Origin of the sequence: Novosphingobium gossypii (assembly GCF_050433305.1) — a bacterium.
Lineage (GTDB): Bacteria > Pseudomonadota > Alphaproteobacteria > Sphingomonadales > Sphingomonadaceae > Novosphingobium > Novosphingobium gossypii.
Window position 1 is genome coordinate 523139 of the sequence record NZ_JBNPXM010000001.1, and the last position, 26677, is coordinate 549815.

General features: G+C 64.6%; 22 protein-coding genes and 3 tRNA genes. 10 read left to right on the forward strand and 15 right to left on the reverse strand.

What is annotated here, in order from left to right; translation table 11 throughout:
• Positions 1 to 140 precede the first annotated feature (140 nt).
• The gene (gene eno / locus GGR40_RS02795) at positions 141 to 1424 is read left to right on the forward strand and encodes a phosphopyruvate hydratase (protein ID WP_429274668.1); all 1284 of its coding nucleotides are present in this window, start codon (positions 141 to 143) and stop codon (positions 1422 to 1424) included.
• Between the two features lie 243 nt (positions 1425 to 1667).
• Here eno and GGR40_RS02800 read toward each other — a convergent pair whose 3' ends face one another.
• The 5 genes from GGR40_RS02800 to GGR40_RS02820 all read right to left on the reverse strand — a co-directional run bounded on the left by GGR40_RS02800 (position 1668) and on the right by GGR40_RS02820 (position 5708).
• Positions 1668 to 2231 carry a MarR family transcriptional regulator gene (locus tag GGR40_RS02800; protein ID WP_429274669.1) on the reverse strand — a complete coding sequence of 188 codons (564 nt, stop codon included), beginning with the start codon at positions 2229 to 2231 and terminating at the stop codon, positions 1668 to 1670.
• A 194-nt stretch (positions 2232 to 2425) separates the two neighbouring features.
• The gene (locus GGR40_RS02805; RefSeq protein WP_429274670.1) at positions 2426 to 2608 is read right to left on the reverse strand and encodes a hypothetical protein; all 183 of its coding nucleotides are present in this window, start codon (positions 2606 to 2608) and stop codon (positions 2426 to 2428) included.
• Positions 2609 to 2940: 332 nt separating this feature from the next.
• Entirely contained in the window at positions 2941 to 3363 is a 423-nt protein-coding gene (gene ribH / locus GGR40_RS02810; RefSeq protein ID WP_429274671.1) for a 6,7-dimethyl-8-ribityllumazine synthase, read from the reverse strand.
• A 1-nt stretch (position 3364) separates the two neighbouring features.
• Entirely contained in the window at positions 3365 to 4675 is a 1311-nt protein-coding gene (ribB, locus tag GGR40_RS02815) for a 3,4-dihydroxy-2-butanone-4-phosphate synthase (protein WP_429274672.1), read from the reverse strand.
• 67 nt (positions 4676 to 4742) lie between these two features.
• Positions 4743 to 5708, reverse strand: a complete 966-nt coding sequence (locus GGR40_RS02820; RefSeq protein ID WP_429274673.1) for a YihY/virulence factor BrkB family protein — start codon at positions 5706 to 5708, stop codon at positions 4743 to 4745.
• 313 nt (positions 5709 to 6021) lie between these two features.
• Here GGR40_RS02820 and GGR40_RS02825 point away from each other — a divergent pair, with 313 nt between their 5' ends.
• From GGR40_RS02825 to GGR40_RS02845, 5 genes are all read left to right on the forward strand, one after another.
• On the forward strand, positions 6022 to 8274 hold the full coding sequence (locus tag GGR40_RS02825; RefSeq protein ID WP_429274674.1) for an autotransporter assembly complex protein TamA: 2253 nt from the start codon (positions 6022 to 6024) through the stop codon (positions 8272 to 8274).
• The gene (locus GGR40_RS02830; protein ID WP_429274675.1) at positions 8274 to 12548 is read left to right on the forward strand and encodes a translocation/assembly module TamB domain-containing protein; all 4275 of its coding nucleotides are present in this window, start codon (positions 8274 to 8276) and stop codon (positions 12546 to 12548) included. The genes GGR40_RS02825 and GGR40_RS02830 overlap by 1 nt, the downstream gene beginning before the upstream one ends.
• Positions 12548 to 12739: a hypothetical protein gene (locus GGR40_RS02835; protein ID WP_429274676.1), complete on the forward strand. Its 192-nt coding sequence runs from the start codon at positions 12548 to 12550 to the stop codon at positions 12737 to 12739. Before GGR40_RS02830 ends, GGR40_RS02835 begins: the two co-directional genes overlap by 1 nt.
• A 62-nt stretch (positions 12740 to 12801) precedes the next feature.
• Entirely contained in the window at positions 12802 to 13134 is a 333-nt protein-coding gene (locus GGR40_RS02840) for a PilZ domain-containing protein (protein ID WP_429274677.1), read from the forward strand.
• Positions 13135 to 13405: 271 nt separating this feature from the next.
• Positions 13406 to 13747 (forward strand): hypothetical protein, encoded by a 342-nt coding sequence (locus GGR40_RS02845; RefSeq protein WP_429274678.1) that lies wholly within the window; start codon positions 13406 to 13408, stop codon positions 13745 to 13747.
• Between the two features lie 143 nt (positions 13748 to 13890).
• On the opposite strand, the gene GGR40_RS02850 is transcribed toward GGR40_RS02845, so the two are convergent.
• The 8 genes from GGR40_RS02850 to GGR40_RS02885 form a co-directional block, all read right to left on the reverse strand.
• Positions 13891 to 13966 (reverse strand) — tRNA-Lys (locus GGR40_RS02850).
• A gap of 26 nt (positions 13967 to 13992) precedes the next feature.
• Positions 13993 to 14068: transfer RNA gene (locus GGR40_RS02855), tRNA-Lys, on the reverse strand.
• Between the two features lie 25 nt (positions 14069 to 14093).
• Positions 14094 to 14169, reverse strand: a tRNA-Lys gene (locus tag GGR40_RS02860).
• Positions 14170 to 14270: 101 nt separating this feature from the next.
• On the reverse strand, positions 14271 to 15383 hold the full coding sequence (gene rodA, locus GGR40_RS02865) for a rod shape-determining protein RodA (protein WP_429274679.1): 1113 nt from the start codon (positions 15381 to 15383) through the stop codon (positions 14271 to 14273).
• Positions 15380 to 17491, reverse strand: coding sequence for a penicillin-binding protein 2 (gene mrdA / locus GGR40_RS02870; RefSeq protein ID WP_429274680.1), 2112 nt, complete (start codon positions 17489 to 17491; stop codon positions 15380 to 15382). Before mrdA ends, rodA begins: the two co-directional genes overlap by 4 nt.
• On the reverse strand, positions 17488 to 18036 hold the full coding sequence (gene mreD, locus GGR40_RS02875) for a rod shape-determining protein MreD (protein ID WP_429274681.1): 549 nt from the start codon (positions 18034 to 18036) through the stop codon (positions 17488 to 17490). Before mreD ends, mrdA begins: the two co-directional genes overlap by 4 nt.
• 2 nt (positions 18037 to 18038) lie before the next feature.
• Positions 18039 to 18923, reverse strand: coding sequence for a rod shape-determining protein MreC (mreC, locus tag GGR40_RS02880; protein ID WP_429274682.1), 885 nt, complete (start codon positions 18921 to 18923; stop codon positions 18039 to 18041).
• Between the two features lie 110 nt (positions 18924 to 19033).
• Positions 19034 to 20080 (reverse strand): rod shape-determining protein, encoded by a 1047-nt coding sequence (locus tag GGR40_RS02885; RefSeq protein WP_429274683.1) that lies wholly within the window; start codon positions 20078 to 20080, stop codon positions 19034 to 19036.
• A gap of 249 nt (positions 20081 to 20329) precedes the next feature.
• Here GGR40_RS02885 and mutL point away from each other — a divergent pair, with 249 nt between their 5' ends.
• Together mutL and GGR40_RS02895 are read left to right on the forward strand one after the other, a co-directional pair.
• Entirely contained in the window at positions 20330 to 22162 is a 1833-nt protein-coding gene (gene mutL, locus GGR40_RS02890) for a DNA mismatch repair endonuclease MutL (RefSeq protein WP_429274684.1), read from the forward strand.
• Positions 22159 to 22653: a hypothetical protein gene (locus GGR40_RS02895; RefSeq protein WP_429274685.1), complete on the forward strand. Its 495-nt coding sequence runs from the start codon at positions 22159 to 22161 to the stop codon at positions 22651 to 22653. Before mutL ends, GGR40_RS02895 begins: the two co-directional genes overlap by 4 nt.
• 3 nt (positions 22654 to 22656) lie before the next feature.
• Here the strand turns inward: GGR40_RS02895 and GGR40_RS02900 are convergent, their stop codons facing one another.
• A complete protein-coding gene (locus GGR40_RS02900; protein ID WP_429274686.1) occupies positions 22657 to 23427 on the reverse strand; it encodes a MauE/DoxX family redox-associated membrane protein in 771 nt (256 codons plus the stop codon).
• 40 nt (positions 23428 to 23467) lie between these two features.
• On the opposite strand from GGR40_RS02900, the gene GGR40_RS02905 reads away from it, so the two are divergent.
• On the forward strand, positions 23468 to 23872 hold the full coding sequence (locus GGR40_RS02905; RefSeq protein WP_429274687.1) for a MerR family transcriptional regulator: 405 nt from the start codon (positions 23468 to 23470) through the stop codon (positions 23870 to 23872).
• 35 nt (positions 23873 to 23907) lie between these two features.
• Here the strand turns inward: GGR40_RS02905 and ychF are convergent, their stop codons facing one another.
• Entirely contained in the window at positions 23908 to 25008 is a 1101-nt protein-coding gene (gene ychF, locus GGR40_RS02910) for a redox-regulated ATPase YchF (RefSeq protein WP_429274688.1), read from the reverse strand.
• A 142-nt stretch (positions 25009 to 25150) separates the two neighbouring features.
• Between ychF and GGR40_RS02915 the strand changes: the two genes are divergently transcribed.
• A complete protein-coding gene (locus tag GGR40_RS02915) occupies positions 25151 to 26665 on the forward strand; it encodes a tetratricopeptide repeat protein (RefSeq protein WP_429274689.1) in 1515 nt (504 codons plus the stop codon).
• Positions 26666 to 26677 lie beyond the last annotated feature (12 nt).

The following is a 26677-nucleotide window of genomic DNA, read 5'->3' on the forward strand; positions in this document are numbered from 1 at the left end:
GCCTTATAGGCCATGTGCGGACAGAGTAACACAACTTGTCGTTCCTTGCTGCAACGCAACTTGTCACGCGAAGTTCCCCTGCTAAGACCGCGTTCGGATGGAAAGGCGCGAAGGTGCGCCCCAGGAGGAGAACCGCAGACATGACCGCGATCATCGACATTCACGGCCGGGAAATCCTGGACAGCCGCGGCAACCCCACCGTGGAGGTGGACGTGCTGCTGGAAGATGGCAGCTTTGGCCGCGCGGCAGTGCCGTCGGGCGCATCGACCGGCGCACATGAAGCTGTGGAACTGCGCGACGGCGACAAGGCGCGTTACCTGGGCAAGGGCGTGCTCAAGGCAGTCGATGCCGTCAACGGCGAGATCGCCGAAGCGCTCGTCGGCCTTGATGCCGAGGACCAGCGCGACCTCGACCTTGCCATGATCGAACTGGACGGCACCGAGAACAAGGCCCGCCTTGGCGCGAATGCGATCCTGGGCACCAGCCTCGCCGTTGCCAAGGCTGCCGCCAATGCGCGTGGCCTGCCGCTTTATTCCTATGTCGGCGGCGTTGCCGCGCATGTCCTGCCGGTTCCGATGATGAACATCATCAACGGCGGCGAACATGCCGACAACCCGATCGACTTCCAGGAATTCATGATCATGCCGGTGGGCGCCTCCTCGATCGCCGAGGCGGTGCGCTGGGGCGCGGAGATATTCCACACGTTGAAGAAGGGCCTACATGAGAAGGGCCTTGCAACCGCAGTGGGCGACGAGGGCGGTTTCGCGCCGAACCTTGCCAGCACCCGCGCTGCTCTGGATTTCGTCATGGCCTCCATCGAGAAGGCAGGCTTCAAGGCGGGTAGCGAGATTCAGCTCGCGCTCGACTGCGCATCGACCGAGTTCTTCCGAGATGGCAAGTACGAGATCAGCGGTGAAGGCCTCAGCCTGACGCCCGTGGCCTTTGCCGACTACCTCGCCGACCTGACCGAAGCCTACCCGATCATCTCGATCGAAGACGGCATGGGTGAGGACGATTTCGAGGGCTGGAAGGCACTGACCGACAAGGTCGGCCACAAGGTGCAACTGGTGGGCGACGACCTGTTCGTGACCAACCCCAAGCGCCTGACGATGGGCATCGAAAAGGGCCTGGCCAACTCGCTGCTGGTGAAGGTCAATCAGATCGGCACCCTGACGGAAACGCTGGAAGCGGTGTCGATCGCCAATCGCGCCGGCTACACCGCTGTCATGTCGCACCGCTCGGGCGAGACCGAGGATGCGACCATCGCCGATCTCGCCGTTGCCACCAACTGCGGCCAGATCAAGACTGGCTCGCTCGCTCGTTCCGACCGGCTTGCCAAGTACAACCAGCTCATCCGTATCGAAGAAGAGCTGGGCAAGGCTGCGCGCTACGCCGGCATCAGCGCGTTCGGCCGTCTGGGCTGACGACCAGGGTCGCCGTCGCCCGGGATTTGCCGGGGCGGCGGCGGTCAGTCTCGCCGGTACTCTGGTGCAGGGTGCTAAACGGATAGCTGGGCTTTCTACGGCAGCAGTCCGGCATCAACCGGCATGACGTATGGCTAGAGCGATGCGAGTGACCGGCGTCGGGGAAATGGCGCCGGGCACTCGGTGGTTCGCCTCAAGGCGACGAGGCGACCCTCCCGGGCCTCACCGCACGGCGTGCCGGGATCAGCGTGCGGCAACGCTCTCCTTTGCGGTTTCATCAAGCAACACGACGGATCGCGATGCGGATGCGAAGTATTCGAGCATGGCGGCATAGCCGCGCGCGCTCAGTTTGACGTAGACCCGCCGCGCGTCGCCCGGATCCGCCTCGCGCATGAGGAAGCCCTGCTTTTCGAGGATTGCGATCCAGCGCAGCGCCGTAGTTGACGGCACTGCGGAGCCTATGCATGCGCTGGTCACGGAAACGCGGCGACGTTCCTTGGCGGCGATGAACAAGTCCAGCAGGATGTCCCAAGCAGGTTCGCCGAACAGTTCCTCCGAGCGAAAGATCTTGGTGCGCCGTCGCCGGTCGTCATAGGTCTGCCGAGCCAGTTCCACCCAGATGGGATGGTCCTGGCTTGCAGCAGTCTTGCTGCTTTCGCGCACTTCTCCGGCGGCGAGGCTTTCGAGGATCGCCGTCGGGCTTTCCCCAATTTCCAGTTCGCGCGCCATCGCCAGCAGTTCGTTGGCGATGCCGATCAGCCGGATCGCCTTCGCCCGGTTGCGCATCAGCTGGTCCGTGTTCTCCATCGAATAGGATCACCAGATGCAGGCCGCAGGATTCCGCCCCCAAAAGACAAGCCTTTCGGGTTCGGATTGCGGCAATTGTTGCCATGCGTGGCGGAGCAAACCGGTTGATCGGTTAACGACCGTAACAGCCGAAACGCCTGATCGGGTTGCCCCCTGCTTCGTCCGCCACGGATCAATGATAGGCAAACATCCGCTCAGCCGTCTTGCGTAGCCTCATCCGTATTGGATACTTCGTTCGCAATGGCGAACTGGCGGCGGAGAGCGTCGATGGCGGCTTCGACGTGAGCAGCGGCTACCATTGCGTCGATAACCTCGATCTCATCGAGATGGGCAGACAGTTTCGCTATAAGCGAATTCGCGATTGCGTCCTTGTTCACTCACGTGTTCTCCGGCGGGCGGAAACATGGTTCCGCGCCCGGGCCCGATACCTCGAACCTTGGTTTGCGACCCGCCAGTTGTCCCGGCGCTGATTGTTTCAGGTTATACATCCGTTTTCGATCTAAATCGGAAGTTACCTGACCGGGGCCTACACGAAGGAATGAAATTGGAAACCGCTAATTTCGCAGTGTCCTACATGTGAACATTTTGTAAGCGGCGTTTAATCGAGAGAGGATTGAGATGGAGTGAATGAAGTTACCGTCATTGTAAGTGGTAATACTTATAAATTGGCCCGGCGGCGCCTTTTCCGGGCGCCGCCTTTATGTCGGCCTCAGGCGCCGAAGCGCTCTTTGAGATCATAGAGGGCAACGGCAGCCTTGGCCGCTTCGCCGCCCTTGTCCTTCTGTGCCGCATCCGCGCGGACAAGCGCCTGCTCTTCATTCTCGACAGTGAGGATGCCGTTACCAATGGCGATGCCGTCCATCGTCAGCGCCATGATGCCGCGCGCGCTTTCGCCGGCGACGATCTCGAAGTGATAGGTCTCGCCCCGGATCACGACACCGATCGCGACGTAGCCGTCATAGTCGCCGGTTGCGTCCGCCAGCGAGATCGCAGCGGGAATTTCCAGCGCACCAGGCACGGTGATGACATCGGCCTTGTGTCCGGCTGCCTTGAGCGCATCCTTCGCGCCGGCGATCAGCATGTCGTTCAGGTGATCGTAGAAGCGGGCCTCTACAATGAGGAAACGGGCCATTTCAGTTCGATCCTTCGCTTGCGGGAGCGACGACGGGCCGCTCTCCGACGATGTTGAGCCCGTAGCCTTCCAGCGCGACCAGCGAGTGGCGCGTGTTGGTCAGCAGGACCATGTCATGAATGCCCAGTTCCGCAAGGATCTGGGCGCCCACGCCGTAGTCGCGCAGTTCCTCCAGGTCGGGAGTGCCGCCATTGCGGAACTCCTGCTTGATGTCCATCACTCGCGACATCAGCTTGTTCATTGGACGGTTGATGACGACGATGACGCCCGAACCTTCCTCGGCGATCATGTTCATCGAATGCTGCAGCAGGTCGGTGCGGCCGCCGGTTTCGCCGAAGATATCCGCGAACATGGACAGCGTATGCATCCGCACGAGCGTGGGTTTGGCGGGGTCGATGCGGCCCTTGACAAGGGCCATCGTCTCGTCGCCGGTGGCCTTGTTGTAGTAGGTGCGCGCCACCCAGTCTCCGCCATGACGCGAGGAGAAGGGAAGTTCACCGCGCTTTTCGATCATGCGGTCGTGCTTGCGGCGATAAGCGATGAGGTCGCGAATAGTGCCGATCTTGAGGTCGTGCAGGCGTGCGAAGCCGATGAGGTCGTCCATGCGCGCCATGGTGCCGTCCTCCTTCATGATCTCGCAGATCACGCCGGATGGGTTCAGACCTGCAAGCCGGGAAATGTCGACTGCCGCTTCGGTGTGGCCAGTACGGACGAGCACGCCGCCGTCGCGCGCGCGGAGCGGGAAGACGTGGCCGGGCGTCACGATGTCGTCGCGGCTCTTGGTGCCGTCGATGGCGACGGAAATCGTTCGGGCACGATCGCCTGCCGAGATGCCCGTGGTCACGCCTTCGCGCGCCTCGATGGAGATGGTGAAGGCGGTTTCGTGCCGGGTGCCGTTGTGGCGGCTCATCAGGTTGAGGCCGAGTTCGTCCACTCGCTGGCTGGTCAGAGCAAGACAGATCAAGCCCCGTCCATGCGTTGCCATGAAGTTGATTGCCGCGGGCGTCGCCATCTGTGCAGGAATGATGAGGTCGCCCTCGTTCTCGCGATCCTCGTCATCGACCAGGATGAACATGCGGCCGTTCCGCGCCTCATCGATGATTTCCTCGATGGGGACAAGGACTTCGCGTTCGTCGTTGGCGAACAGGACTCGCTCCAGCTTGCCGAGCGTGTCTGCCGTGGGGTTCCAGTCCTCCTCCGTGCAGTCGCGCAGGGTGTTGGCATGAAGCCCTGCTGCGCGAGCGAGGCTGGACTTGCTCATGCCGCCCTCGGTTACAAGTGCGCGGACCTTGTCGATCACGTTGGTTGCCACTGGAATGTCCGATCTCACATTATGATGTGAGGCAGGTAATCCCTTATCACATTGCGATCAAGGGGCGTTATTCAGACTCTTCTGTATTGTCGCCATCGGCACGGCGCCGTTCGGCTTCTGCGCGGTGATGCTTGCGGTTCTGGAGTTGGCGCATCGATGGGACTGCGTCGTCGATCAGATCGGCCAGTACTGCGCCCCGTTCGCCTGCCGGTCGGATTGGACCGATCGTGGTATCACAGAAGGTCTGGCGTTCTATCTCGGCGTTGAGGAGGGCGCCGAGCAACACGCCATAGGCTGAAAGAAACAGCCACATCAGGAACACCACGATGGCAGACAGCGATCCATAGGTGGCGCTGTAGTTGCTGATATAAGCGACGTAGAGCGAGAAGCCGAACGAGACCGCCAGCCACAGCAAGGTCGCCAGCAGCGATCCCGGAGCCAGCCAGCGCCACTTCGCAGGCCGCCTGTCGGGACCGTAGCGCATGATGAGGGCAAAGCCCGCGCTGCCGAGCGCGATGGCGGCACTCCATGTCAGCACCTTGAATGTCAGTTGCGCCGCGCCGCCAAGATAGACGCTCGTCTGGGTTTGCAGCCATGCGAAGACACCGCCCGACAGCACGCCGGTCAGTGCCAGCAGGATCGCGGCAAGGGTCAGCCCGCCGGTACGCAAGGTGAGCGCGATCATCCCGCGCGTCTCACGCTCTTCGTTGATGATGTTGAGAGCGCTTACCATGCCGCCCGCCGCGCGCATGCCGCCATAGACCGCGAAGAACAGCGCTATCACCAGCGCCAGCCCGGTCACGCCCGAATTGGTCGCGATGATCCGCAGCAGTTGCTCTTCCAGCAGGCGGGAGACTTCAGGGGGGACGACATCGACGATGCTCGCCATCTGGCTGCGGACCATGCCGACGTCGGCGACCAGTCCATAGACCATGACCGTCGCCGCGATCAGCGGTGTCAGCGCAAGAAAGGTGTAGAACGCCAGGCCCGCCGAAAGCAGGCCGAGTTCGTGAAAGCCTATCATCGCATACACGCGCTTTAGAACACGTACCCATGCGGCGCGCGGCATGCTCCAGGGCGAATTGGCATCGGCGCCGGGAACGTCCGGACGATCATGGGCTGGGGATTGAACAGGGATCGGCATGGGCTGCGCGGCACCTCTTTGTGTAAACTAGGGAACTTTCGCTGTTGCAATGCGATAGGCATGTTCAGGAGGGGCCGGGCGTGCCGGTTCGAGAATGGGGTGATTCGTCGGGGTGTCCATGTTCAAGCTAATCGACCACCGGGCGTATCGTTCCCTGGCGCTGCGCCATGGATGCGCAAGTGGAGCGGTCGCTTGCGCGCTCATGCTGGCGGCAATGTCGCCGCAGCAGGCAACGGCGCAGGCCGGCAAGAGCGGACAGGTAGATACGACGCCTTCCTCGGGTACTTTCCCTGCAACGCCCTCTGCACCTGCCACGGACGATGACGTGGAAGCCGGGAAGGTTGCCGTCCCCGCGCTGCCTGCCGAGCCGCCGCTTCCGCAGGTCGATCCCATCATTGCCGACGATGAATTCAATTCCTCGGTTCCGGCGCTCGACAATGCGCAGGATCCGGAACTCGACAAGCCGCTGGAATCGATCGACGCCTTTGAGCGGCGCATGGCCGCGGAACAGTCCGGCGCGAAGCCCGAAGCGGGGCAGGCGGCCCCGGCGGGCGATCCCGCGCTGGCCGATGGCGACACGACGGAGGAAATCGGCGATGCGCCGGTGCGCGATGCCGAACTTACCGCACCGCTGCCGCCCATCGACCAGTTCGAGGTTACGCCCGTTCAGATCGCTGAAGACAACGCGGATGACGAAAAGGACGTCCAGGTCCGTTATCGCCTGCAGCTCAAGGGGCTGGAACTGGCCGACAAGGAAACCGACAGCGACCTTGCCAGCGTGTTCAACTCCGCATCCGCATTGAAAAAGGGCAATGGCAAGGCGGCCAACACCGCCATGGTAGCTGCTCGGCTCACCGAAGACAGCCAGTTGATGGAGACGGTGCTGGCGTCCGAAGGCTGGTACAGCCCGCAAGTCCGCACCCGCATGGACCCGCCTAGCGATGCGCAGGATCCCACGCTGAACGCCGTGATCCAGGTCAATCCGGGCAAGCGCTATGCCTTCTCGGAGATAAACGTGAAGGCCGATCCCACCGTTCCGTCTACGCTGATTGCCGACAATTTCCCGCTCAAGGTGGGCGAACCCATCGTGGCGGAGCGGGTGCAGGGCGCCGAAGCCCGCGTGGCGGTTGCGCTGCCGGAGAACGGGTATCCGTTCGCGGAACTGGGCGATCGCGACATCCTGCTCGATCAGGACGAGGGCACCGGCGTCTACACCCTGCCGATCACGGTCGGTCCGCGCGGTCGCTTCGGCGGGTTCACCACCGATGGGGATCTGGCCTTCGACGCCGATCACGTCCAGGTGCTGGCCCGCTTCAAGCGCGGGGAACTGTACGACAGCCGGAAGGTGGATGACTTGCGCAAGGCGCTCGTCGCGACCAGCCTGTTTTCATCCGTCTCGGTCGAGCCACAGAAGAGTGGCGAGGATGCGGGAGACGGGACGCAGTACGTCAACCTTCACGTCAAGCAGGATGCCGGGCCGCCGCGCACCATCGCCGGGTCTGTCGGTTACGCCGCTGGCGAGGGCATAACGGCGCAGGCTACGTGGACCCATCGCAACATGTTCCCGCCCGAAGGTGCGCTTATCGCTCACGCCATTGCCGGTACGCGCCAGCAGGGGGCGGGCGTCACGTTCCGCCGTTCCAACGCAGGCAAGCGCGACCGCACGTTCGAGCTGGTGGCCGAAGCGTTCCACAACGATTACGATGCCTACAGCGCCTACACCGGACGCATCGCCGCGCGCATCGCCCGCGATTCCACGCCAATCTGGCAGAAGCGCTATACCTATGCGTTCGGCGTCGAGATGCTGGGCACGGCGGAAACCGACTACGATGCTGCAACCGGCGGGCGCAAGCGACGCACTTACTACGTCGCCGGACTGAACGGGCAGGTCGGGTTCGACACCTCGGACGACCTGCTCAACCCGACCAAGGGTTACCGCCTGACGGCGCTGGTCCAGCCTGAAGCGACCGTGCGCGGCGGCTTTGACCCTTACGTGCGCGCGCGGCTGGATGCATCGACTTACGTACCGCTTGGAGACAGCTTCGTGCTGGCAGGGCGCGTCAGGCTGGGCACCATCCAGGGCGCCGGACTGTTCGACATCGCGCCATCGCGCAGGCTCTATGCAGGCGGCGGCGGGTCGGTTCGCGGCTATGCGTATCAGGCACTTGGCGAGCAGGCACCGGACGGCAACCCCGTGGGCGGACGCAGCCTCAACGAGGGTTCGGTGGAAGCGCGCTACCGTTTCGGCAACTACGGCGTGGTCGCCTTCGTCGATGCGGGTCAGGCGTATCGTGAGACGATGCCGCAGTTCAACGACTTGCGTTACGGCGTGGGCATCGGTGGACGTTTCTATACCAATTTCGGACCCATGCGCCTTGATGTGGCGACGCCGATCAACCGGCGACCGGGCGAAGCGAGGCTGAATATCTACGTATCGATCGGGCAGGCGTTCTGATGGCTGGCGAGGACAACGGGGGCGGCGTGGACGCGCAGGTTGAACACGAAGCAGAGATCGCGCCCGCGCGCCGCTCGCGCTGGCACGCGGTCCGGGTAAGGGCGCTCAAGACCATTGCTTTCGTGGTGCTGGGCGTGGCGGCGTTCCTGATCGCCGTCGTGCTGGGCATCAACACCGGGCCGGGCCGTCGTTTCGTGGCCGATCAGATCGCCGCGCTGGAATTTCAGAACGGCATGCGGATCACCGTGGCGCGTATCGACGGGTCGCTGTACGGCAAGATGATCCTGCGCGGCCTGTCCGTGCGCGATCCGAAGGGTGAGTTTCTCTATTCGCCCGAAATCCGCGTTGACTGGCGTCCGTTCGCCTACCTCGACAATCACGTGGATGTCCGCAGCGCCGCCGCCCAGCGCGTGGTTCTGCGTCGCACACCGCATTTCCGGGAAACCCCGCCCAGCGACGCGCCGCTGCTGCCCGACCTCGACATTGACGTCGGCACGCTGCGCATCGACCGCTTCATCGCCGAACCGCCGGTATCGGGCGTGCGCCGCATCATGACCGTGGCTGGCCGTGCGCATATCGCGGATGGACGTGCGCAGGTAAGCGCCGAGGGGGGCACGATCGCCGTCGAGGGCAAGGGCGGCGGCGACCGCTTCACCGCCAGCCTCGACGCGGTGCCGGAACGCAATCGCCTCGGCCTCGACGTCGACATGGACGCGCCGCGGGGGGGGCTTATCGCCGGGCTGATGGGCTTTACCCAGCCGGTCAACCTCAAGCTTTCGGGCAAGGGCGACTGGGCGGCATGGAACGGCAACCTCAACGCCAATCTCGGGCGGGGCGAACTGGCCAGACTGGCGCTGACCGCCCGCAACGGCACGTTCACGGTCAAGGGGCCGACGCAGGTCGCGCGGCTGTTCACCGGGCCGACCGCGAACCTGTTGGGGCCGATCACCAACCTCGACGTCACCGCTGCGTTCGACAAGCGCCGCGCCAACGTTTCGGGCCTGATCTCCAGCGATGCCTTCAGGCTGACGCCCACCGGGCAGGTCGATCTGGGCGAGAGCCGCTTCAAGGATCTGCGGCTGGCGTTCATGCTGCTCAAGCCCTCGGCCATCGCCGAGAACCTGAGCGGTGCCGGGCTTACCGCCAACCTTGCGCTTGACGGCGCCTTCACCACTCCTTCGGTCAACTACGAGATCGCCGCAAGGCGCATCGTGATGAACGACATGGGGCTGGATAACCTTTCGGCCAAGGGCGCAGCGAAGGTTGATGCCGGGCATATCATGATCCCGGTTGCAGCGCGCGTCAGTCGCATCACCGGGCTGGACAGCGTGGCGGGTGGCAAGCTCGACAACGTCACCCTCAACGGCGATCTTGCCATCGAAGGGCCGCGCATCCTGTCTGACAACATGCGCCTTCGCTCTGACCGTATCGATGCCGGGCTGATCCTCGTCGCCGACATGAGCAAGGGCCTCTACACCGGCGCGATCGACGGCAAGATCGACAACTACCGCGTCGACAGCGTGGGGATCTTCAACATCCGCACCGACATGGACCTCAAGACCGAGGGCCAGGGCTTTGCATTGCAGGGCACGGTGCGCGCCCGCTCGACCAAGCTGCTGAACGACAGCCTACAGACATATCTGGGCGGCAACTTCTCCGCATCGTCCAACGTGAAGTACGGGTCGGACGGGGTGGTGCACTTCTCCAACGCACGTATGAACGCGCCGCTGCTGACAGTGACGGGCGGGCGCGGCAGCTGGTCGCCGGATGGGCGCATCGCGCTGGCCGCGAACGGATCGTCGAAGCAGTACGGCAAGCTGGGCGTGCGCGTCACGGGCACCATCGCCAATCCCGATGCGCACATCACCGCCGAAAAGCCCGGCCTCGGCATCGGTCTTGCCAATCTCGACGCGCGCATCCGGGGTGCCCGAATCGAAGGCGGCGGCACCGGCTATCGGCTCGATGCCAAGGCCGACACCGACTACGGCCCGCTGACCGCCGATGTCACGCTGGGGCTTGGCAAGGCGACTTCGGTGCAGATCAACAAGGCGAACCTGTCCGGCGTCGATTTCGCAGGTCGGATCGTCCAGACACCGTCCGGCCCATTCGCCGGTCAGTTGACCGCCAACGGCAACGGTATCGGCGGCATTGTCCGGCTCGATGCAGAGGGCAAGTATCAGGCCGCCGACTTCAACCTGCGCGCCAGGAACGCCATCTTCGACGGCCCGGCCAAACTCGCGATCGGTTCTGCCATCATCGACGGGCGGGCCGTGCTCTACGATCAGCCCTACGTTGTTGCCGACGCGCAGATCGCAGGGATGAACCTGGGTGCGCTCGATCTGGCCGCTGCCCGCTTCATCGTCGATTATCGCGACGGGCGCGGCAAGGCGAAAGGTCTGGTCGAAGGTGTCAGCGGCGTGCCGTTCCGCCTCGGCGTCAATGCCGATCTTCAGCCTGAACTGTGGCGCGTGGCGTTGCAGGGCAGGGTGCGCGGGCTGGATGTCAAGACGACCACGCCTGCGCGTATTCTGCCTCGGGACGGCACGTACGAACTCCTGCCCACCAACATCGGCTTCGGTGGCGGCAGCCTGAAGGTTGCGGGCAAATACGGCGAAGGCATGAAGCTGCAGAGCCGCATGGAAGGCGTCGATCTGGCGATCCTCAATGCCTTTGCGCCCGGCTACGGCATCGGTGGCAAGGTGAGCGGCAGTCTTGATTTCGAGCAGGCCACCGCCACTGCCTTCCCGCGCGCCGATGCCCGGCTCAGCCTGACCAACTTCACCCGGACCAGTTCCGCTGCCGTCAGTCAGGGGATCGACGTCAATCTCGTCGGCAAGCTGCTGGCGGACGGCGGCGAGGCGCGCATGGTGTTCCGTCGCCGGGGCACGGTGATCGGGCGGATGCAGGCCAGCCTCAAGCCGCTTCCCGCAGGCAATGGACCTTGGGCAACGCGGCTGATGGAGGCCCCGCTGGGCGGCGGTATCCGCTACAACGGGCCTGCCGATACGCTGTTCTCGTTCGCGGGCCTTTCGGGCCAGACGCTGACGGGGCCGATCGGGCTGGCGGCGGACTTCTCGTGCCGCGTCTCCGATCCGTGCATCAATGGCGTCGTGCAGGGCCGCGACATGGTCTATGAGAACCAGGCCTACGGCACCCGCCTCAGCCGCATGGCGCTGTCGGGCAAGTTCAGCGGCAACACGCTGGAGCTGACCTCGCTCACCGCCAAGGCGGGCGATGGCAACGTCAGCGCCAGCGGGCGGGTGAGCCTCGCCGCCGATGCGGGCTATCCCATGGACCTCAACGTCAAGCTGGACCGCGCGCGCCTGGCCCGCAGCGACGCGCTCTCGGCGACGGCGACGGGCAACCTGCACCTGACCAAGGCGGCGGGCGAACCCGCGCTGCTGTCGGGCGAGATCCGCCTGCCGGAAACCCGCTACCAGATCGTGCGCGAAGGCGCGGCGCAGATTCCGCGCCTGACCGGCGTGCGCTTCAAGCCGCCCCTCGGGCCCAAGCGCATCACCGGCGACGAACCGGCGCCCACTGCCGCCAGCGCCTTTGCGCTGATCCGTCTCGACCTGCATCTGCGGGCACCGGAGAAGCTCTACGTCTCGGGAATGGGACTGGAGTCGGAATGGAGCGCCGATTTCCGCATCAACGGCACCACGGCTGCACCTTCGCTGTCGGGTGAGGTGGAACTGGTGCGCGGCACGCTGGGCTTCGCAGGCCGCTCGTTCGAGCTGAGCGACGGTCTGGTGTCCTTCACCGGTGGCAAGACCATCGATCCCACGGTCAAGATCACCGCGACCGACGACATCGAGGACGTGACCGTCAACATCAACGTCACCGGGCAGGCCTTCAATCCGCAGATCGATTTTTCGTCCTCGCCCAGCCTGCCGGACGACGAGGTGCTCTCGCGCATCCTGTTCGGCAGTTCGATCGCGAACCTGTCGGCACTCCAGGCGGTGCAACTGGCGTCGTCGCTCAACTCTCTGCGGGGCACGGGCGGCGGGCTGAACCCGCTGGGCACCTTGCGCTCGGCAGCGGGCATCGACCGTCTGCGCATCCTCGGCCCCGACGAGGCGAGTGGGCGCGGCACCGCGGTTGCGGCTGGCCAGTACCTGACCGACGATATCTACGTCGAGCTGATCACCGACGCGCGCGGGTTCACCGCCACGCAGCTGGAAGTCAGCGTCACCAAGTGGCTTTCGGTGCTGAGCCAGGCCGGCGGCTCGGGCGTCAACAGCCTGAACGTGCGCATCAAGAAGGACTACTGATGCGCGCCGGCATAGCCACGATCCTCGCGCTTGCGGCCCTGCTGGGCGGTTGCAAGCGCGAGGCGACGTTCGAGGAACGCTACGATACCGCGAACCGGACCATCGTCGATCGCGCCAAGCGCATCGACGCGCAGATCGCCGGTTCTGCGCCGGCCGAGGATGATTCCGCCGAAGAAAACGCCGCCAACTGAAACCCGGGGTTTACTTTCATCCCGCTAGGTACCTCTCCGAATTATCGGTTTGGCGGGGCGTGATGGTTACCAATGACAATGGCGACAGGCTGGCACCGCGGCGCGAGGTGCTGCTGCAGGCACGCTGTCGCAAATCCAGCTGGCATGTGTTCTCCGTGGAACTCGGCGACATATCCCAAGGTGGCTGCAGCATCATCGGTAGCGCCGGGAACTTCGAGGTGGGCGACATCGTCCAACTGCGGATCACCGGCTTTCGCCCTTTGAAGGCGCAAGTGCGCTGGATCAGCGGAGATTGCGTCGGCGTCGAGTTTCAAAGCGCCCTGACGCGTGCCGTGATAGATGACCTTGCGGCAACATACGGCATCGCCATACGCGTCGGCTCCGTCCCCTGCTGATCGGCATCCGCCGGCAATTCAGGTGATTCGACCTTTTCGGTAACATCGTTCCTGCAAGGGTCCGGATGCTTTTCAGCCGGACTTTCAAAGGGCTCCGGTGATCGTCAGCTAATCCATGTTACCCAGTGGGCGGCCCGTCATCTGGCACAACTCATCCCTAATAGAATGACCATATTATCCCTTAGAGTGCACTTTTGCCCGGTCGGCACCCGCCGATTTCGATGAGCGATCACGGCGGCAGTCGACGAACGAAGCAAAAGGGTGAAGTCCGATGAAGATGCGTATTGCATTGGCAACGATCATCACGACTGCAGCTACACTTTCCGCCGGGGAGGCCTACGCGGGAACGCGTGCGGGGCAATCCTATGTCAGTTCTCCTGCCGGCAAGGGCTGGCAGTCCGGTCACGGCTCGCGAGGGCTTCTCAATGGCCTGCACAATCCTCGCGGAAGCGGCCACAACTGGGGCCGTGGCAATGGCTGGGGCAAACCCGGCAAGGGTCATGGCTGGGGCAAGCCCGGTAACGGCTGGGGCAAACCTGGCAAGGGCCACGGCTGGGGCCACGGCGGTGGCCATGGTTGGCCCCACGATCCGGACAAGTCGCACGGCTGCTGATGCCGTTCGCACGGGCGGGGAACCCGTAAGCGACCGATCGTAGCGCACGACGATGCGCTCGACGGTGGGGAGTCTGAAAGGTACCGTGGTGCAAGCGCCTATCGCGGCCCCACCCAGTACCGAATTTCGAAAATCGCTGGAAATGGTGGACGCACTTGGGCTCGAACCAAGGACCCGCTGATTAAGAGTCAGCTGCTCTACCAACTGAGCTATGCGTCCCCACGGGTATCCGCAGGAGAAGGTGGTGGTGGACGCACTTGGGCTCGAACCAAGGACCCGCTGATTAAGAGTCAGCTGCTCTACCAACTGAGCTATGCGTCCCCACAGGGTCTCCGTAAGAAAGGTATGGTGGACGCACTTGGGCTCGAACCAAGGACCCGCTGATTAAGAGTCAGCTGCTCTACCAACTGAGCTATGCGTCCACGCTACCTGTCCGGGAGGGCCTTGCGGCCCCGCCTCTCGGCGGCGGAGAGGCCCCTATAACGGCAGATTTTCGGATTGGAAGCGAAAACTTGAAAAAGTTTCAGGACAATGACCCTCTGCCCTGATTCCAACGATTTACCGCCATGATGGTGCCCAGGCAGATCATGTTGGTGAGCATCGAGGTGCCGCCATGGCTCATGAAGGGCAGGGGGATGCCGACCACGGGTGCCAGTCCCATGACCATCATCAGGTTGATCATCACGTAGAAGAACATTGTCGCGGTCATGCCCGCAGCCAGCAGGCTGGAGAAGCGGTCCGGTGCGCGGCGTGCCACCCCCATGCCCCAGCCGATGACGATGGTGAAGACGACCAGCACGAACAGCCCGCCCATCAGTCCCCATTCCTCGGACATGGTGGCGAAGACGAAGTCGGTATGCGGTTCAGGCAGGTACTGCAGATGGCTTTGCGTGCCGTTGCCGAAGCCCTTGCCGAAGATGCCGCCCGAACCGATCGCGATCTTGGACTGGGTGATGTGGTATCCGGTGCCCAGCGGATCGTTCTCCGGGTCCATGAACACCAGCACGCGGTTGCGCTGGTAGTCGTGCAGCAGGGTGAAGAAGGCGATCGGTGCAAACACCATCAGCGCGCCGCCTGCGCTCAGGAACCACCACAGGGGCAACCCGGCCAGGAACATTGTCACCACGCCGCCGAAGCACACTGCCGTCGCGGTGCCTAGGTCAGGCTGGATCAGCACGAACAGCGCGGGCACTCCGATCAGGACGCCCGCAGGCACCAGTCCCCGCCAGCTGGCGGTCATCGCGTGCGGGAGCGTTTCGTAGAAGCGGGCAAGCACCAGCACGATCGCGGGTTTCATCAGCTCGGACGGCTGCAGAGACATGAAGCCGAGGTTCAGCCAGCGCTGGCTGCCGCCCCCGACTGCGCCGATCAGTTCGACCAGCACCAGCAGCAACAGGATCGTTCCATAGACCGGGTAGGCAAGGCTGCGGAACAGGTTGCGGTTCACACGCGCGATAACCATCGCCATGACCAGGAACACGCAGAAGCGCACGACATGGCTGAGCGCGTACCGCTTCAGATCGCCGCCCGCCGCAGAATCGAGCACCGCCGCACCCAGCGCGACCAGCGTACAGAGCGGGATCAGCATCTGCCATGGCTGGCGGGAGATGGCTTCCGGAACGATGGAGCGGCTCATTGCGGCGATCCTGTGCCGGGGGTGGGGCTGGTCGGGGCGGCAGGCGTTGCCGGAGCGGCGGGCGCAGCAGTGGCAGCGGCAGGGCGTTCGTCAGGCTCGGGGGCAGGAGAAGCAGCCTCGCTGATAGCCTGACGCGGCTCGTCCGGCTGCTCCGCGCCCTGCAACCGGCGGCTTTCTTCCTCGGGAGAGACCTTGGGCGCACCCACGCCGTACTGCGCCGAGTAGGCGCGGTAGCGGGCGTCAAGGCGCTCCTTGGGCGTGCCACCCCAGGTCTTTTCAAGGCCGGTCAGGATTTCCATGCCCTTCTCCTTGTCGAAGATGTAGGTCATGACGTCGCGTGCGATCGGATATGCCGCGCCCGAACCGCCACCGTGTTCGACGATGACGGAACACGCATAGCGCGGATTGTCGACCGGCGCGAAGCAGATGAAGTGGCCATGGTCGCGATGCTTCCACAGGCCGCCCTTGCCGTTGCCGACATTGAGGCCGACGACCTGGGCGGTCCCCGTCTTGCCCGCCAGCTTGACGTCGGTCAGCGGCATCCGCGCGTGGGGCGCGGAACCGGGGCCGTTGGCGACGTCTGACATAGCCTGCCGAACATAGGCAAGGTGCTCGTCCGGAATGCCCAGCGAAGACTGCGGCTCATGCTCGTGCCCGTGCAGCAGGCGCGGCATGATGAGGCGCCCGCTGGCGATGCGCGATACCTGCACCGCCTGTTGCAGCGGATTGACGAGGAAATAGCCCTGGCCGATCGTCGCGTTGACGGTGTCGAAAGTCTGCCATTCCTTCTTGTACTTGCGCAGCTTCCAGGCCGGATCGGGCACCGTGCCATAGGACTGTCCGGCGACCGGAAGCGGAAACTCCGCTCCCAGCCCCAGCCGGTGCGCCATCGCCGCGATCGGGTCCATGCCGATGCGCTGGGCGAAGTGATAGAAGTAGACGTCGCAACTCTGGTAGATGCCCTTGGCCATGTTGACCTGACCGTGCCCCCGCCGGTTCCAGCAGTGGAACACGCGGTTGCCGACGCGCAGGCCACCTCCGCAGAACACAGATTCGTTGGGGTCCAGCCCCGCTTCGAGGAACGACAGGCCGACCATCGGCTTCACCGTCGAGCCGGGTGGATAAAGGCCTCGCAGAACCTTGTTGCGCAGCGGCACGTGGTCGTCGTCAGACAGCATCTTCCATTCGAGACGACCGATGCCGTCGGAAAAGCTGTTGGGGTCGAAACTGGGCATCGAGCACATCGCCAGCACATCGCCGGTCTGGCAGTCCATCACTACGACTGCGGCGGATTCCAGACCGATGCGGCGGGCGGCGTAGTCCTGAATCTGGCCGTCGATGGTCAGCTTGACGGTCTTGCCGGGAATGTCCTCACGTGTGTCGAGGTCACGCACGATGCGACCCGAGGCAGTGACTTCCACGCGACGGGCGCCCGGCGTACCGCGCAAATCCTTCTCGTAGAACTTTTCCAGCGCGTCCTTGCCCAGCTTGTAGCCGGGGGTCAGCAGCACCGGATCGTGGTCCTTCTCGTACTCTTCGGCCGAAGCGGCGCCGACGTAGCCGATCAGGTGGCCGACGTTGGGACCACCGGGGTAGAAGCGCGAATAGCCGCGCTGAGTGACCACGCCGGGCAGGTCCGGGAGCCGCACGCTGACGGCGGCGAACCGCTCCCAGTCGAGGCGCGAGGCGACTTCGACCGGCTGGAAACCGTGCGAACGGTCCAGCTTGTCCTGCAAGTCCTGCATCGCGATGGGCGACAGTGACAGCAGCTTGCCCAGTTCGGCGATGGTGCGGTCGGCATCGGTCATTCGCTCTGGAATGATGTCGACACGAAAGTCCGCGCGGTTGGATGCCAGCGGCTGCCCATGGCGGTCGAGGATCCAGCCACGGCGCGGCGGCATCAGCGACAGGTTGACGCGATTGCTTTCGGCCTTGAGCTTGTATTTCTCGTTCTCGAAAACCGACAGATACGTCATGCGAGCGGCCAGCAGGCAGCCGATGCCGCCCTGAATGCCACCGACGATGATGGTACGGCGGTCGAAGCTGTTGCGCAGGGTGCCGGTCGTGACGTGCGGCGCACGGATAAGGCGCCGGAAATTGAACTTCATCGCATGACCAGGAACGGGGTCAGGCGAACGCGGTCCATCAGGGCCACGAAGCGTCCGACGAGCGGGTAGACTATCACGGAAATCACCACCTGCGGCACGATGACTTGAAGCGGGGCGGATGCTCCGGCGACGTTCGCGACGCCAAGGCACAGCACAATATAGGCGATGATGAGCCCGATCGCCACCAGCCACTCGGTCAGGAAGTTGCGCCAGGGCAATCGCGCCTCGACATTGTCGAGCACGATCGTCGACACCGACCAGAGCAGGGCGGCGGTGCCGAAAGGAGATCCGGAGAACAGGTCGTCGAAAAGGCCCAGCGGCAGGCCGGCCCACATCGGCAGCAGGCCGGGGCGCAGCTGACGCCACGCGACGAAGATCAGGAAGCCCATCGGCGGCAGGACGGGGGCCGAGGCGATCAGCAGCCAGCCCGGCGTCAGCGATCCCAGCATGACCACCAGCCAGGGCAAGGCGTTCGCGATCATCCGCGACGGGCGCCGATTGATCCTCTGCCTGACGACCGTGTCGTTGCCGGACAGCAATGTCACGCTCACTGCGCTCCGGGCTGGGGTTCGGAAGGCGGCGGAGGCGGCGGGGGCGCCCAGGTCCGTTCGACCATGACGTAGTCAGTGTCCGACGGGTTGCTCAGCACGCGTGCCACTGCGCCATCGCGCAGCAGTTCGGTGATGACCGCCAGCGGTGTGCCGGGACGATAGAGGCCGCCTGAACCGGACGTCACCATGACATCGCCCTTGCGCAGCGGGTTGAGACCAAGGTTGACCAGGCGGATGCGGATCGTGCCGTCGCCATGCCCCTGCGCAAAAGCGGGAATGCCGTCCTTTGCACGGCGCACCGGCACGACGCTTTCGGTGTCGGTGATCAGCAGGACGCGGGAACTGGACGCACCCACTTCGAGAACGCGGCCCAGCAGCCCCAGTTGAGAGCGGATCGGCATGCCCTTGACCACGCCCTTGTCGGCGCCTGCGCCCAGCGTGGCGAAGCGACGTACGCTGGCACCGGTGGAACTGACCAGACGGGCATAGGCGACCGGCTGATTGTCGTCCTGGCGCAGGCCAAGCAGGCCCTTGAGCCGGCGGTTTTCGTCCTCGGTCGCCTGCGCCTTTGCGAGGCGGACCTTGGCTTCGGCCAGTTCGCGTTCGAGGCGCACGCGTTCACGACCGGTCTGGAAGAAGCCGCCGATCTCGCCAAGGAAATCCTTGCCGATGCGTCTGCCACCCGAAGACGCCTGCGCAGGCGCTTCGGTCACGTCCGCCGCCGCGCCGCGCAACATCGAAAACGCACCGGGATTGACGATCGACACCACCAGCAGGGCAAGCCCCACCACTGCGCCAAGCACGCCGGCAGCATAGTGGAAGAACGTCGTGTACTGCGCCCTGCGCGAAAAGCCGGAGCGCCGATTGGCTGGCGGTGCCATGCGCCATGCACTCCTGTCATTCCCACGCGGCGGTCCGATCAGGAACTCCGCCGCGCCTGTAAGGGAGTTCCGCGCCGACTGTCAGCCCGCAACTCCCGCTTTTCAGCCGATCAGGCCGACATCAGGACGCCGTTGTAGATCGGATCCTCCATCGCGCGGCCGGTGCCAAGCGCGACGCAGGACAGCGGATCTTCGGCAACGCTGACGGGCAGGCCGGTTTCCTCACGCAGGTAATCGTCCAGACCCTGGATCAGCGCGCCGCCGCCAGTGAGCACGATGCCCTGATCGACGATGTCTGCAGCCAGTTCGGGCGCGGTGTTTTCCAGCGCGATGCGCACGCCCTCGATGATCTGGCCGATCGGTTCCGCCAGCGCCTCGGCGATGTTCGCCTGGGTGATGGTGATTTCCTTGGGGACGCCGTTGACGAGGTCGCGGCCCTTGATGTGGATCGTCTCGCCGATGCCGTCTGCGGGCATGACGGCGATGCCGTAGTCCTTCTTGATGCGTTCCGCCGTGGCGTCGCCGATCAGCAGGTTGTGGTGACGGCGCACGTAGGAAACGATCGATTCGTCCATCTTGTCACCGCCCACGCGCACCGAGGTGGTGTAGGCGAGGCCCCGCAGCGACAGCACCGCGACTTCGGTGGTGCCGCCGCCGATGTCGACCACCATCGAGCCGACCGGCTCGGTGACGGGCATGTCGGCACCGATCGCTGCGGCCATCGGTTCCAGGATCAGGAACACCTGGCTGGCGCCGGCGTTGCTGGCCGCATCGCGGATCGCGCGGCGTTCGACCGAAGTGGAGCCTGAGGGCACGCAGATCACGATCTTGGGATAGCGGAACAGGCTCTTCGATCCGTGCACCTTGCGGATGAAGTGCTTGATCATCTCTTCCGCGATTTCGATGTCGGCGATCACGCCGTCGCGCAGCGGGCGGATGGCTTCGATGTTGTCGGGCGTCTTGCCCATCATCATCTTGGCGTCATCGCCAACGGCCTTGACCTTCTTAACGCCGTTCATCGTTTCGATCGCGACGACCGAAGGCTCGTTCAGGACGATGCCGCGATCCTGCACGTAGACCAGCGTATTGGCCGTGCCGAGATCGATCGCCATGTTCTGGGAGCCGAGTTTGAAGAATCGCGAGAAGGGGCCGGCCATCTAAAATCCGTTTCTTACCAATCGCTTGCCGAATCATCCTCGACAACCGCGACAGGGGGTTGCGGGTAGGAGGGGACGCCTTAGCCCATCGATTCGCGAAAGGCCAAAATTTTGTTCCTGATTCCGGGGGGAAACGACCGTCGTCCGTCTCGAATTGACGGCGGTTCATCGCTAGGTTCCGTTTTGCAGGCCAATGCCGTGCATCGTCGCTGTGGACACCTACCCGCACGATGAATTTCGAGGAACACGATGCCAACGATCCGCCGCCTGCCCGAACATCTCGTCAACCGGATTGCAGCGGGCGAAGTGGTGGAGCGACCGGCTTCCGCGCTCAAGGAACTGGTGGAGAACGCGATCGATGCCGGTTCCACCGAGATAACGGTGCGACTGGCGTCAGGCGGGCTCGACATGATCGAGGTCACCGACGACGGCTGCGGCATGCGCCCCGAAGAAATCGCGCTGGCGCTGGAGCGGCACGCCACCTCCAAGCTGCCGGACGAGGCGATCGAACTGGTGGCGACGCTGGGTTTTCGCGGCGAGGCGCTGCCCTCGATCGGGTCGGTGGCGCGACTTACCATAGAAAGCCGTCCCCACGACGCGACTGAGGGGTGGAAGCGCGTGGTCGATCACGGCGCCGTGGCGCAGGACGCGCCTGCTGCCCTTCCGCCGGGCACCCGCATCCGGGTGGAGGATCTGTTCGGGAAGGTTCCGGCACGTCGCAAGTTCCTGCGCACGCCGCGCTCCGAATATGCCGCCTGCCTCGATGTCGTCCGCCGGCTGGCCATGGCGCGGCCCGATGTCGGCTTCACCATGGAGCATGACGGGCGGCGCGTCCTGTCCGTGCAGCCGCGTGAGGAACTGGCGGCGCGGGTCGCCCGTCTGGTTGCGCGCGAACTGGCCGAAGACGGCGTCATCATCGAAGCGGAGCGGGAAACTGCACGGCTCACCGGGGTGGCCGGACTGCCCACCTACAACCGCGGTGTCGCCGACCACCAGTACCTGTTCGTTAATGGCCGTCCGGTGCGCGACAAGCTGCTCGTCGGCGCGGTGCGCGGGGCCTATTCGGACATGCTGGCGCGCGACCGCCATGCTGTGCTGGCGCTGTTCCTCGACATTCCGCCCGAAGAAGTGGACGTCAACGTCCATCCCGCCAAGACCGAGGTGCGCTTTCGCGATCCCGCATTCGTGCGCGGCTTCCTGGTGGGCGCGCTGCGCCATGCGCTGGAAGGTGCAGGCCAGAAGAGCGCGCAGCCGCCGCAGTCCTCAGCCATGAACATGTGGCAGGTGGAGCCGGTAGCGCCGTCAGTGACGCCGTCCATTGCGCCCGCGCCGTCCATTGGCTCGCTGTTCGCGCGCGAATATTCCACGCCTTCCACGAACTACCGGCCGTCTCGCGTGTCGGAGGCGGGCGAGGCATGGCGCTCTTACGAAGCGGACGTCATGGCTCAGCCTGCCGCGCGAGCGGAAGTGGCGGAGCAGGCGGATGCCGAGGCGCTGCGCTATCCATTGGGCGTGGCGCGCGGGCAGGTGGCAGGCACCTATATCGTCGCGGAGGCGGAAGACGGGCTCGTGATCGTCGACCAGCATGCCGCGCACGAACGTCTCGTCCTTGAAAGGCTCAAGGCCGCGGGTGCAGAGGAGGCGATGAACCGGTCGCAGGCGCTGCTGTTGCCCGAAGTCGTCGAACTGGAGGAAGTCGCCTGCGACGCGCTGGAGGACAAGCTGGCCGATCTCGCGCGTCACGGGCTGGTGCTGGAACGGTTCGGCCCCGCCGCCATGCTCGTGCGCGCGGTGCCCTCCGTCCTCTCCAAAAGCGATGTCGCCGCGCTGGTGCAGGATGTGGCCGACGATCTTGCACGTAACGGCGATGCGCTGCTGCTGGGCGAGAAGCTGGACCTCGTTCTGGCGACGATGGCCTGCCACGGCTCGGTCCGTGCCGGGCGCGCGCTCTCGGTGGCGGAGATGAACGCACTGCTGCGCGAAATGGAGCGAACGCCGCGTTCCGGCCAATGCAACCATGGCCGCCCCACGTGGGTTAAGCTTGCCCATCAGGACATAGAAAAACTGTTTGGGCGGAAATGATGCAAAAACATGTGATCGTGCTGGCTGCGCTTGTCGTTCTGGCAGGCTGCAACAGGGAAAGCCCTGCCGAAAAGGCCGCCGATGACGCCCGCGACATCGCGATGGTCGAGAAGATGAGCAAGGAACCGTTCAAGCCCATCCTGCCGATCGCCATCACCTCCGTCGATATAGACCGCTATGGACTGGACAAGCCGGGCTGCACCTTCAGCAAAGGCAAGTCCACCGAGCCGCTGTTCATCGCCACGCGCGACGAAGGGTTCATGCGGGTGGCCGGTGATCTCAAGCGGTTCTCCGCGCGCAGCCTCAGCGCCGATCTGCCGGGCGGAGCGCGCACCACATACGTCGGGCTATCCAGTTGGGTGGATATCATACGCCAGCCCGATGCGGGAACCGCCAGCGACCAGTCGATCTGGCCGGCACGCCTGATCGTTCACGACTCGCAGGAGCGCGTCGCCTTCCAGGCCGACGGGACGATGCGCTGCAGGGAGTGACGTTCACGCCATGACGGGGCGGACCAGCATCCACACCGCCATGGCGACCATCAACATATTCTCCAGCAGCGACACGAACCCCAGCGGCACGTTGCCCGACCCGCCGACGCAGGCGCACTTCAGTTCGCGTTTCTGCACGTAGACTGCGTAGTAGACGGAGGCTGTACCGATGCCGCCGATCACCAGTGCCACCGGGATCGACAGCCATGGCAACACGCCTGCCGCCATCAGGGCGCCCGTGCTCCACTCCAGAAACGGATAGGCGTAGGCATAGGGCACCCAGCGTCGGGCCAGCAGGTCATAGCCCAGGAACATCGACGAGAATTTATCGATGTCCTGTAGCTTGAGCATGGCGAGCAGCATCATCGAGAAGGCCACGAACCATTCTGCCGCCTGCACGGTGAACACGCTGCCCAGCGTGACCCGGCTTGCCACCAATGCGATGGCCGCAGCAGTGGCGAAGACCCACAGCACGGGGCCATATGTCAGCTTTGCAGGATCCTTGTCCTTGCCGAAGAAGCGCAGCAGATCGGTATGTCCGCCGATCCGTCGGCCGTCGATGAAGGTCTGGGGCGTGGTGGCAACGTCGTGCGCGGCCTTGAAGGCATCGACTTCAGTGCGAGTCGTCAGCCAGTGGTCTTCCACCTTATAGCCCCGGCTTTTCAGCAGGTGCTTCGATTTCAGGCCGAAGGGACAGACGTGCTTGTCCATGACCATGCGGTAGAGGACGGCTGTTTTGTCCGAAGGATGAGTGAGGGACTGGTCATTGCTCATGCCGGGTCTATAACTTCCGTACCATGGTACGGAGTCAAGCATGGCCCTGACGATTTCCGAACTCGCGCGCGCAGGGGGCGTCGGTGTCGAGACGGTGCGGTTCTACCAGCGCAGGGGATTGCTGCACGATCCGCGGCCGGCCCGCAGCGCCGGATCGCGTGGGCAGCGGCATTACGGCGAAGATGACGTGCGCCGCTTGCGGTTCGTGCGCGCGGCCAAGGATGCGGGGTTCATCCTGCATGAGATCGCCGAGTTGCTGGACCTGGACGCCAGCGAAGACCGGGCGCGGGCGCGCGCCATGGCGGCGACGCGGATCGCGCATCTCGATGCGGAGATCACCCGGCTCGAACGGGCGCGCGCGTCGCTGCGCCGGTTGGCGAAAGAGTGCGCGGGCGGCAAGACCGGCCCATGCCCGATCATCGCCGCGTTCGAGGAGGGGGAATGACGCGCCGCGTCTTCACCCCGCCCCGGATCGCATAATCAGACGTTGAAGCGGAAGTGCATCACATCGCCGTCGGCGACGACGTATTCCTTGCCTTCCTGGCGGAACTTGCCCGCTTCCTTCGCGCCGGCCTCGCCCTTGCAGGCGACGAAGTCGGCGTAGGCGATGGTTTCGGCGCGGATGAAGCCGCGCTGCATGTCGGAGTGGATCGTACCCGCCGCTTCAGGAGCCTTGGCGCCCTTGTGCACGGTCCAGGCGCGCGCTTCCTTGGGGCCGACGGTAAAGAAGGTCAGCAGTTCCAAAAGGTCGTAGCCGGCACGGATGATGCGGGCCAGACCCGCTTCGGCAAGGCCCATCTCCTCAAGGAAGACCATGCGGTCCTCCGGCTCCATGCCGGTCAGTTCAGCCTCGATCGCGGCGGAGACGATGACGGCGCTGGCGCCTTCGGCCTTCGCCTTTTCGAACACGCGGGCCGAGAAGGCGTTGCCTTCCGCAGCGGCTTCTTCCTCGACGTTGCAGACGTAGAGCACCGGCTTGGCGGTGATAAGCTGCGCCTGTGCGAACACGCGTGCTTCGTCCTCGTCCCTGGGCTGGGTGAGGCGGGCGGGCTTGCCGTCGCGCAGCAGGTCCAGCGCCTGGCCCAGCACCGAGGCGACGATCTTTGCTTCCTTGTCGCCCTGCGTCGCCTTCTTCTGGGCGGCGGGGACGCGCTTTTCCAGGCTTTCGAGGTCGGAGAGCAGCAGTTCGGTCTCCACCGTATCGGCATCGGCGATCGGATCGACCTTGTTGTCTACATGCTGGATGTCATCGTTCTCGAAGCAGCGCAGGACGTGGATGATGGCGTCCACTTCGCGGATGTTGCCGAGGAACTGGTTGCCCAGCCCTTCGCCCTTAGATGCGCCGCGTACCAGCCCGGCGATGTCCACGAAGGACAGCTGCGTCGGGATGACCTTGGCGGAGCCGGCGATCTGCGCCAGCGTGTCAAGCCGCGTATCGGGCACACCGACCTGGCCGACGTTCGGCTCGATCGTGCAGAACGGATAGTTGGCCGCCTGCGCCGCCTGCGTCTCGGTCAGCGCATTGAACAAGGTCGACTTGCCGACATTGGGCAGACCCACGATTCCGCAACGGAAACCCATCAAAAACTCCGAATACTGCTTGGCCACACGCCAAGGTGAATGGGGCGCCCATAGCCGCGTACGCGCAGGTTTACCAGCATCGCGGCATCGGCATTGCGCGCGGTTGACGGAAATTTCAGGTCTTGGCCTATAGAGCGCACTCATGAAGCGTCTTGCCCCGGTACTCCTTCCTCTTGCGGCTCTCGCCCTGGCGTCCTGCGGCGACAGCCCGGATACTGTGCTGGCCAAGGCGCGCCAGGATCTGGGGGCGGGCAACGCGCAGGAAGCGCGTTATCGTCTGGCGGAGGCGTTGCGCAGTGCTCCGGGTGATGCGCGCATTGTGATGCTGCTGGCGCAGGCGCATCTGCAGCAGGGCGATGTGGACGGGGCCGAACGGGTGCTTTCGCGGCTGGGTAAGGACGCGGGTTCCCCGCAGGCGTTGCGGCTGCGCGCAAGGATCGCGTTGCAGCGCGGCAAGGCAGCGGAGGCTCTGCGACTGCTCGCCCGGGATACTTCCGCCGAGAGCTCCGCCATCCAGGCGGAGGCGTATCTTGCGCAGGGTGACAGCGACGCGGCCCGCAAGGCCTTCCAGAACGCGCTCGATGCCGGGGGCGGTGCCGATGTGGCGGCGCAGTACGCGCGGTTCCTGCTGAAGGCCGGTGAACTCGATCGTACTGCACAAGTCCTGCGCGGCATGCAGGCGCGCGATCCCGGCGCTTACCAGACGCTGGTGCTGGCGGGCGATCTGGCTGTGGCGCGCGGGCAGACGGACGCTGCCATGGTAGCTTTCCAAAAGGCGGTGGACGCCTACCCCGACCGCGTGCCGCCCATGCTCGCGCTGGCGGACCTATATGGCGCGGCGGGGCGTTTCGACGATGTCGAGCCATTGCTCGACAAGGCGCAGACCATCGATCCCGACAATGAAACCGTCGCTGCAATGCGGCTGCGCGTGCTGGCCGGGCGCAAGCGGTGGAAGGACATCCGCAACATGCTGCAGACCCGCGAATCCCAGTTGGAGCCGGGATCGGAAGCGGCGCTGACGTATGGACGGGCCTTGCTCAACCTGGGACAGCCGGGGCAAGCACGGATGCTGGCAGGTCGTGCCGTGCTGATGCAGCCGGACAACCGCGACGCGCTGCTGCTGTTGGGCGAGGCGCGGCTGGCCACAGGCGATGCGCCGGGCGCATGGTCTGTACTGCAGCCGCTGGCCGCCGGAGCGTTGGCCGCAGGAGACGTGCTCCGCCCGGCATCGCGTGCGGCAAAGGCGGTCGGCGCCCCACAGGCCGATGCCCTGGCCCGAAGGACCGAGCCTGCGCAGCTTGCCCGGACCGAGGCGCTGGTGGCGAAGGGGGAAGCGGCTTTGACTGCCGGGCAGTGGGATGTGGCGCTTGGCGTCTATCGCACTCTGCTGGGCACCCGCGAAGATCCCGAAGTCCTGGCGCGGCTGGCGTTCGTGTGCACGCAAATGAGGCAGACCGCGCTGGCGATTGCCTATGCGGATCGTGCGGTGGCCGTCAGCGATGCGCCCCAATACCTTTATGTGGCGGGGCTTGCCCGGTTGGAAGGCGGGGTGCAGCTACCTCGCGCGCTTGCACAGTTGAAGCGCGCTGCCGAGGCTCAGCCCGACGATGCCGACATTGCGCAAGCGCTGGAAAAGGCAAGGGCCGCCGCGGGGTAGTCCCGCAGCGGC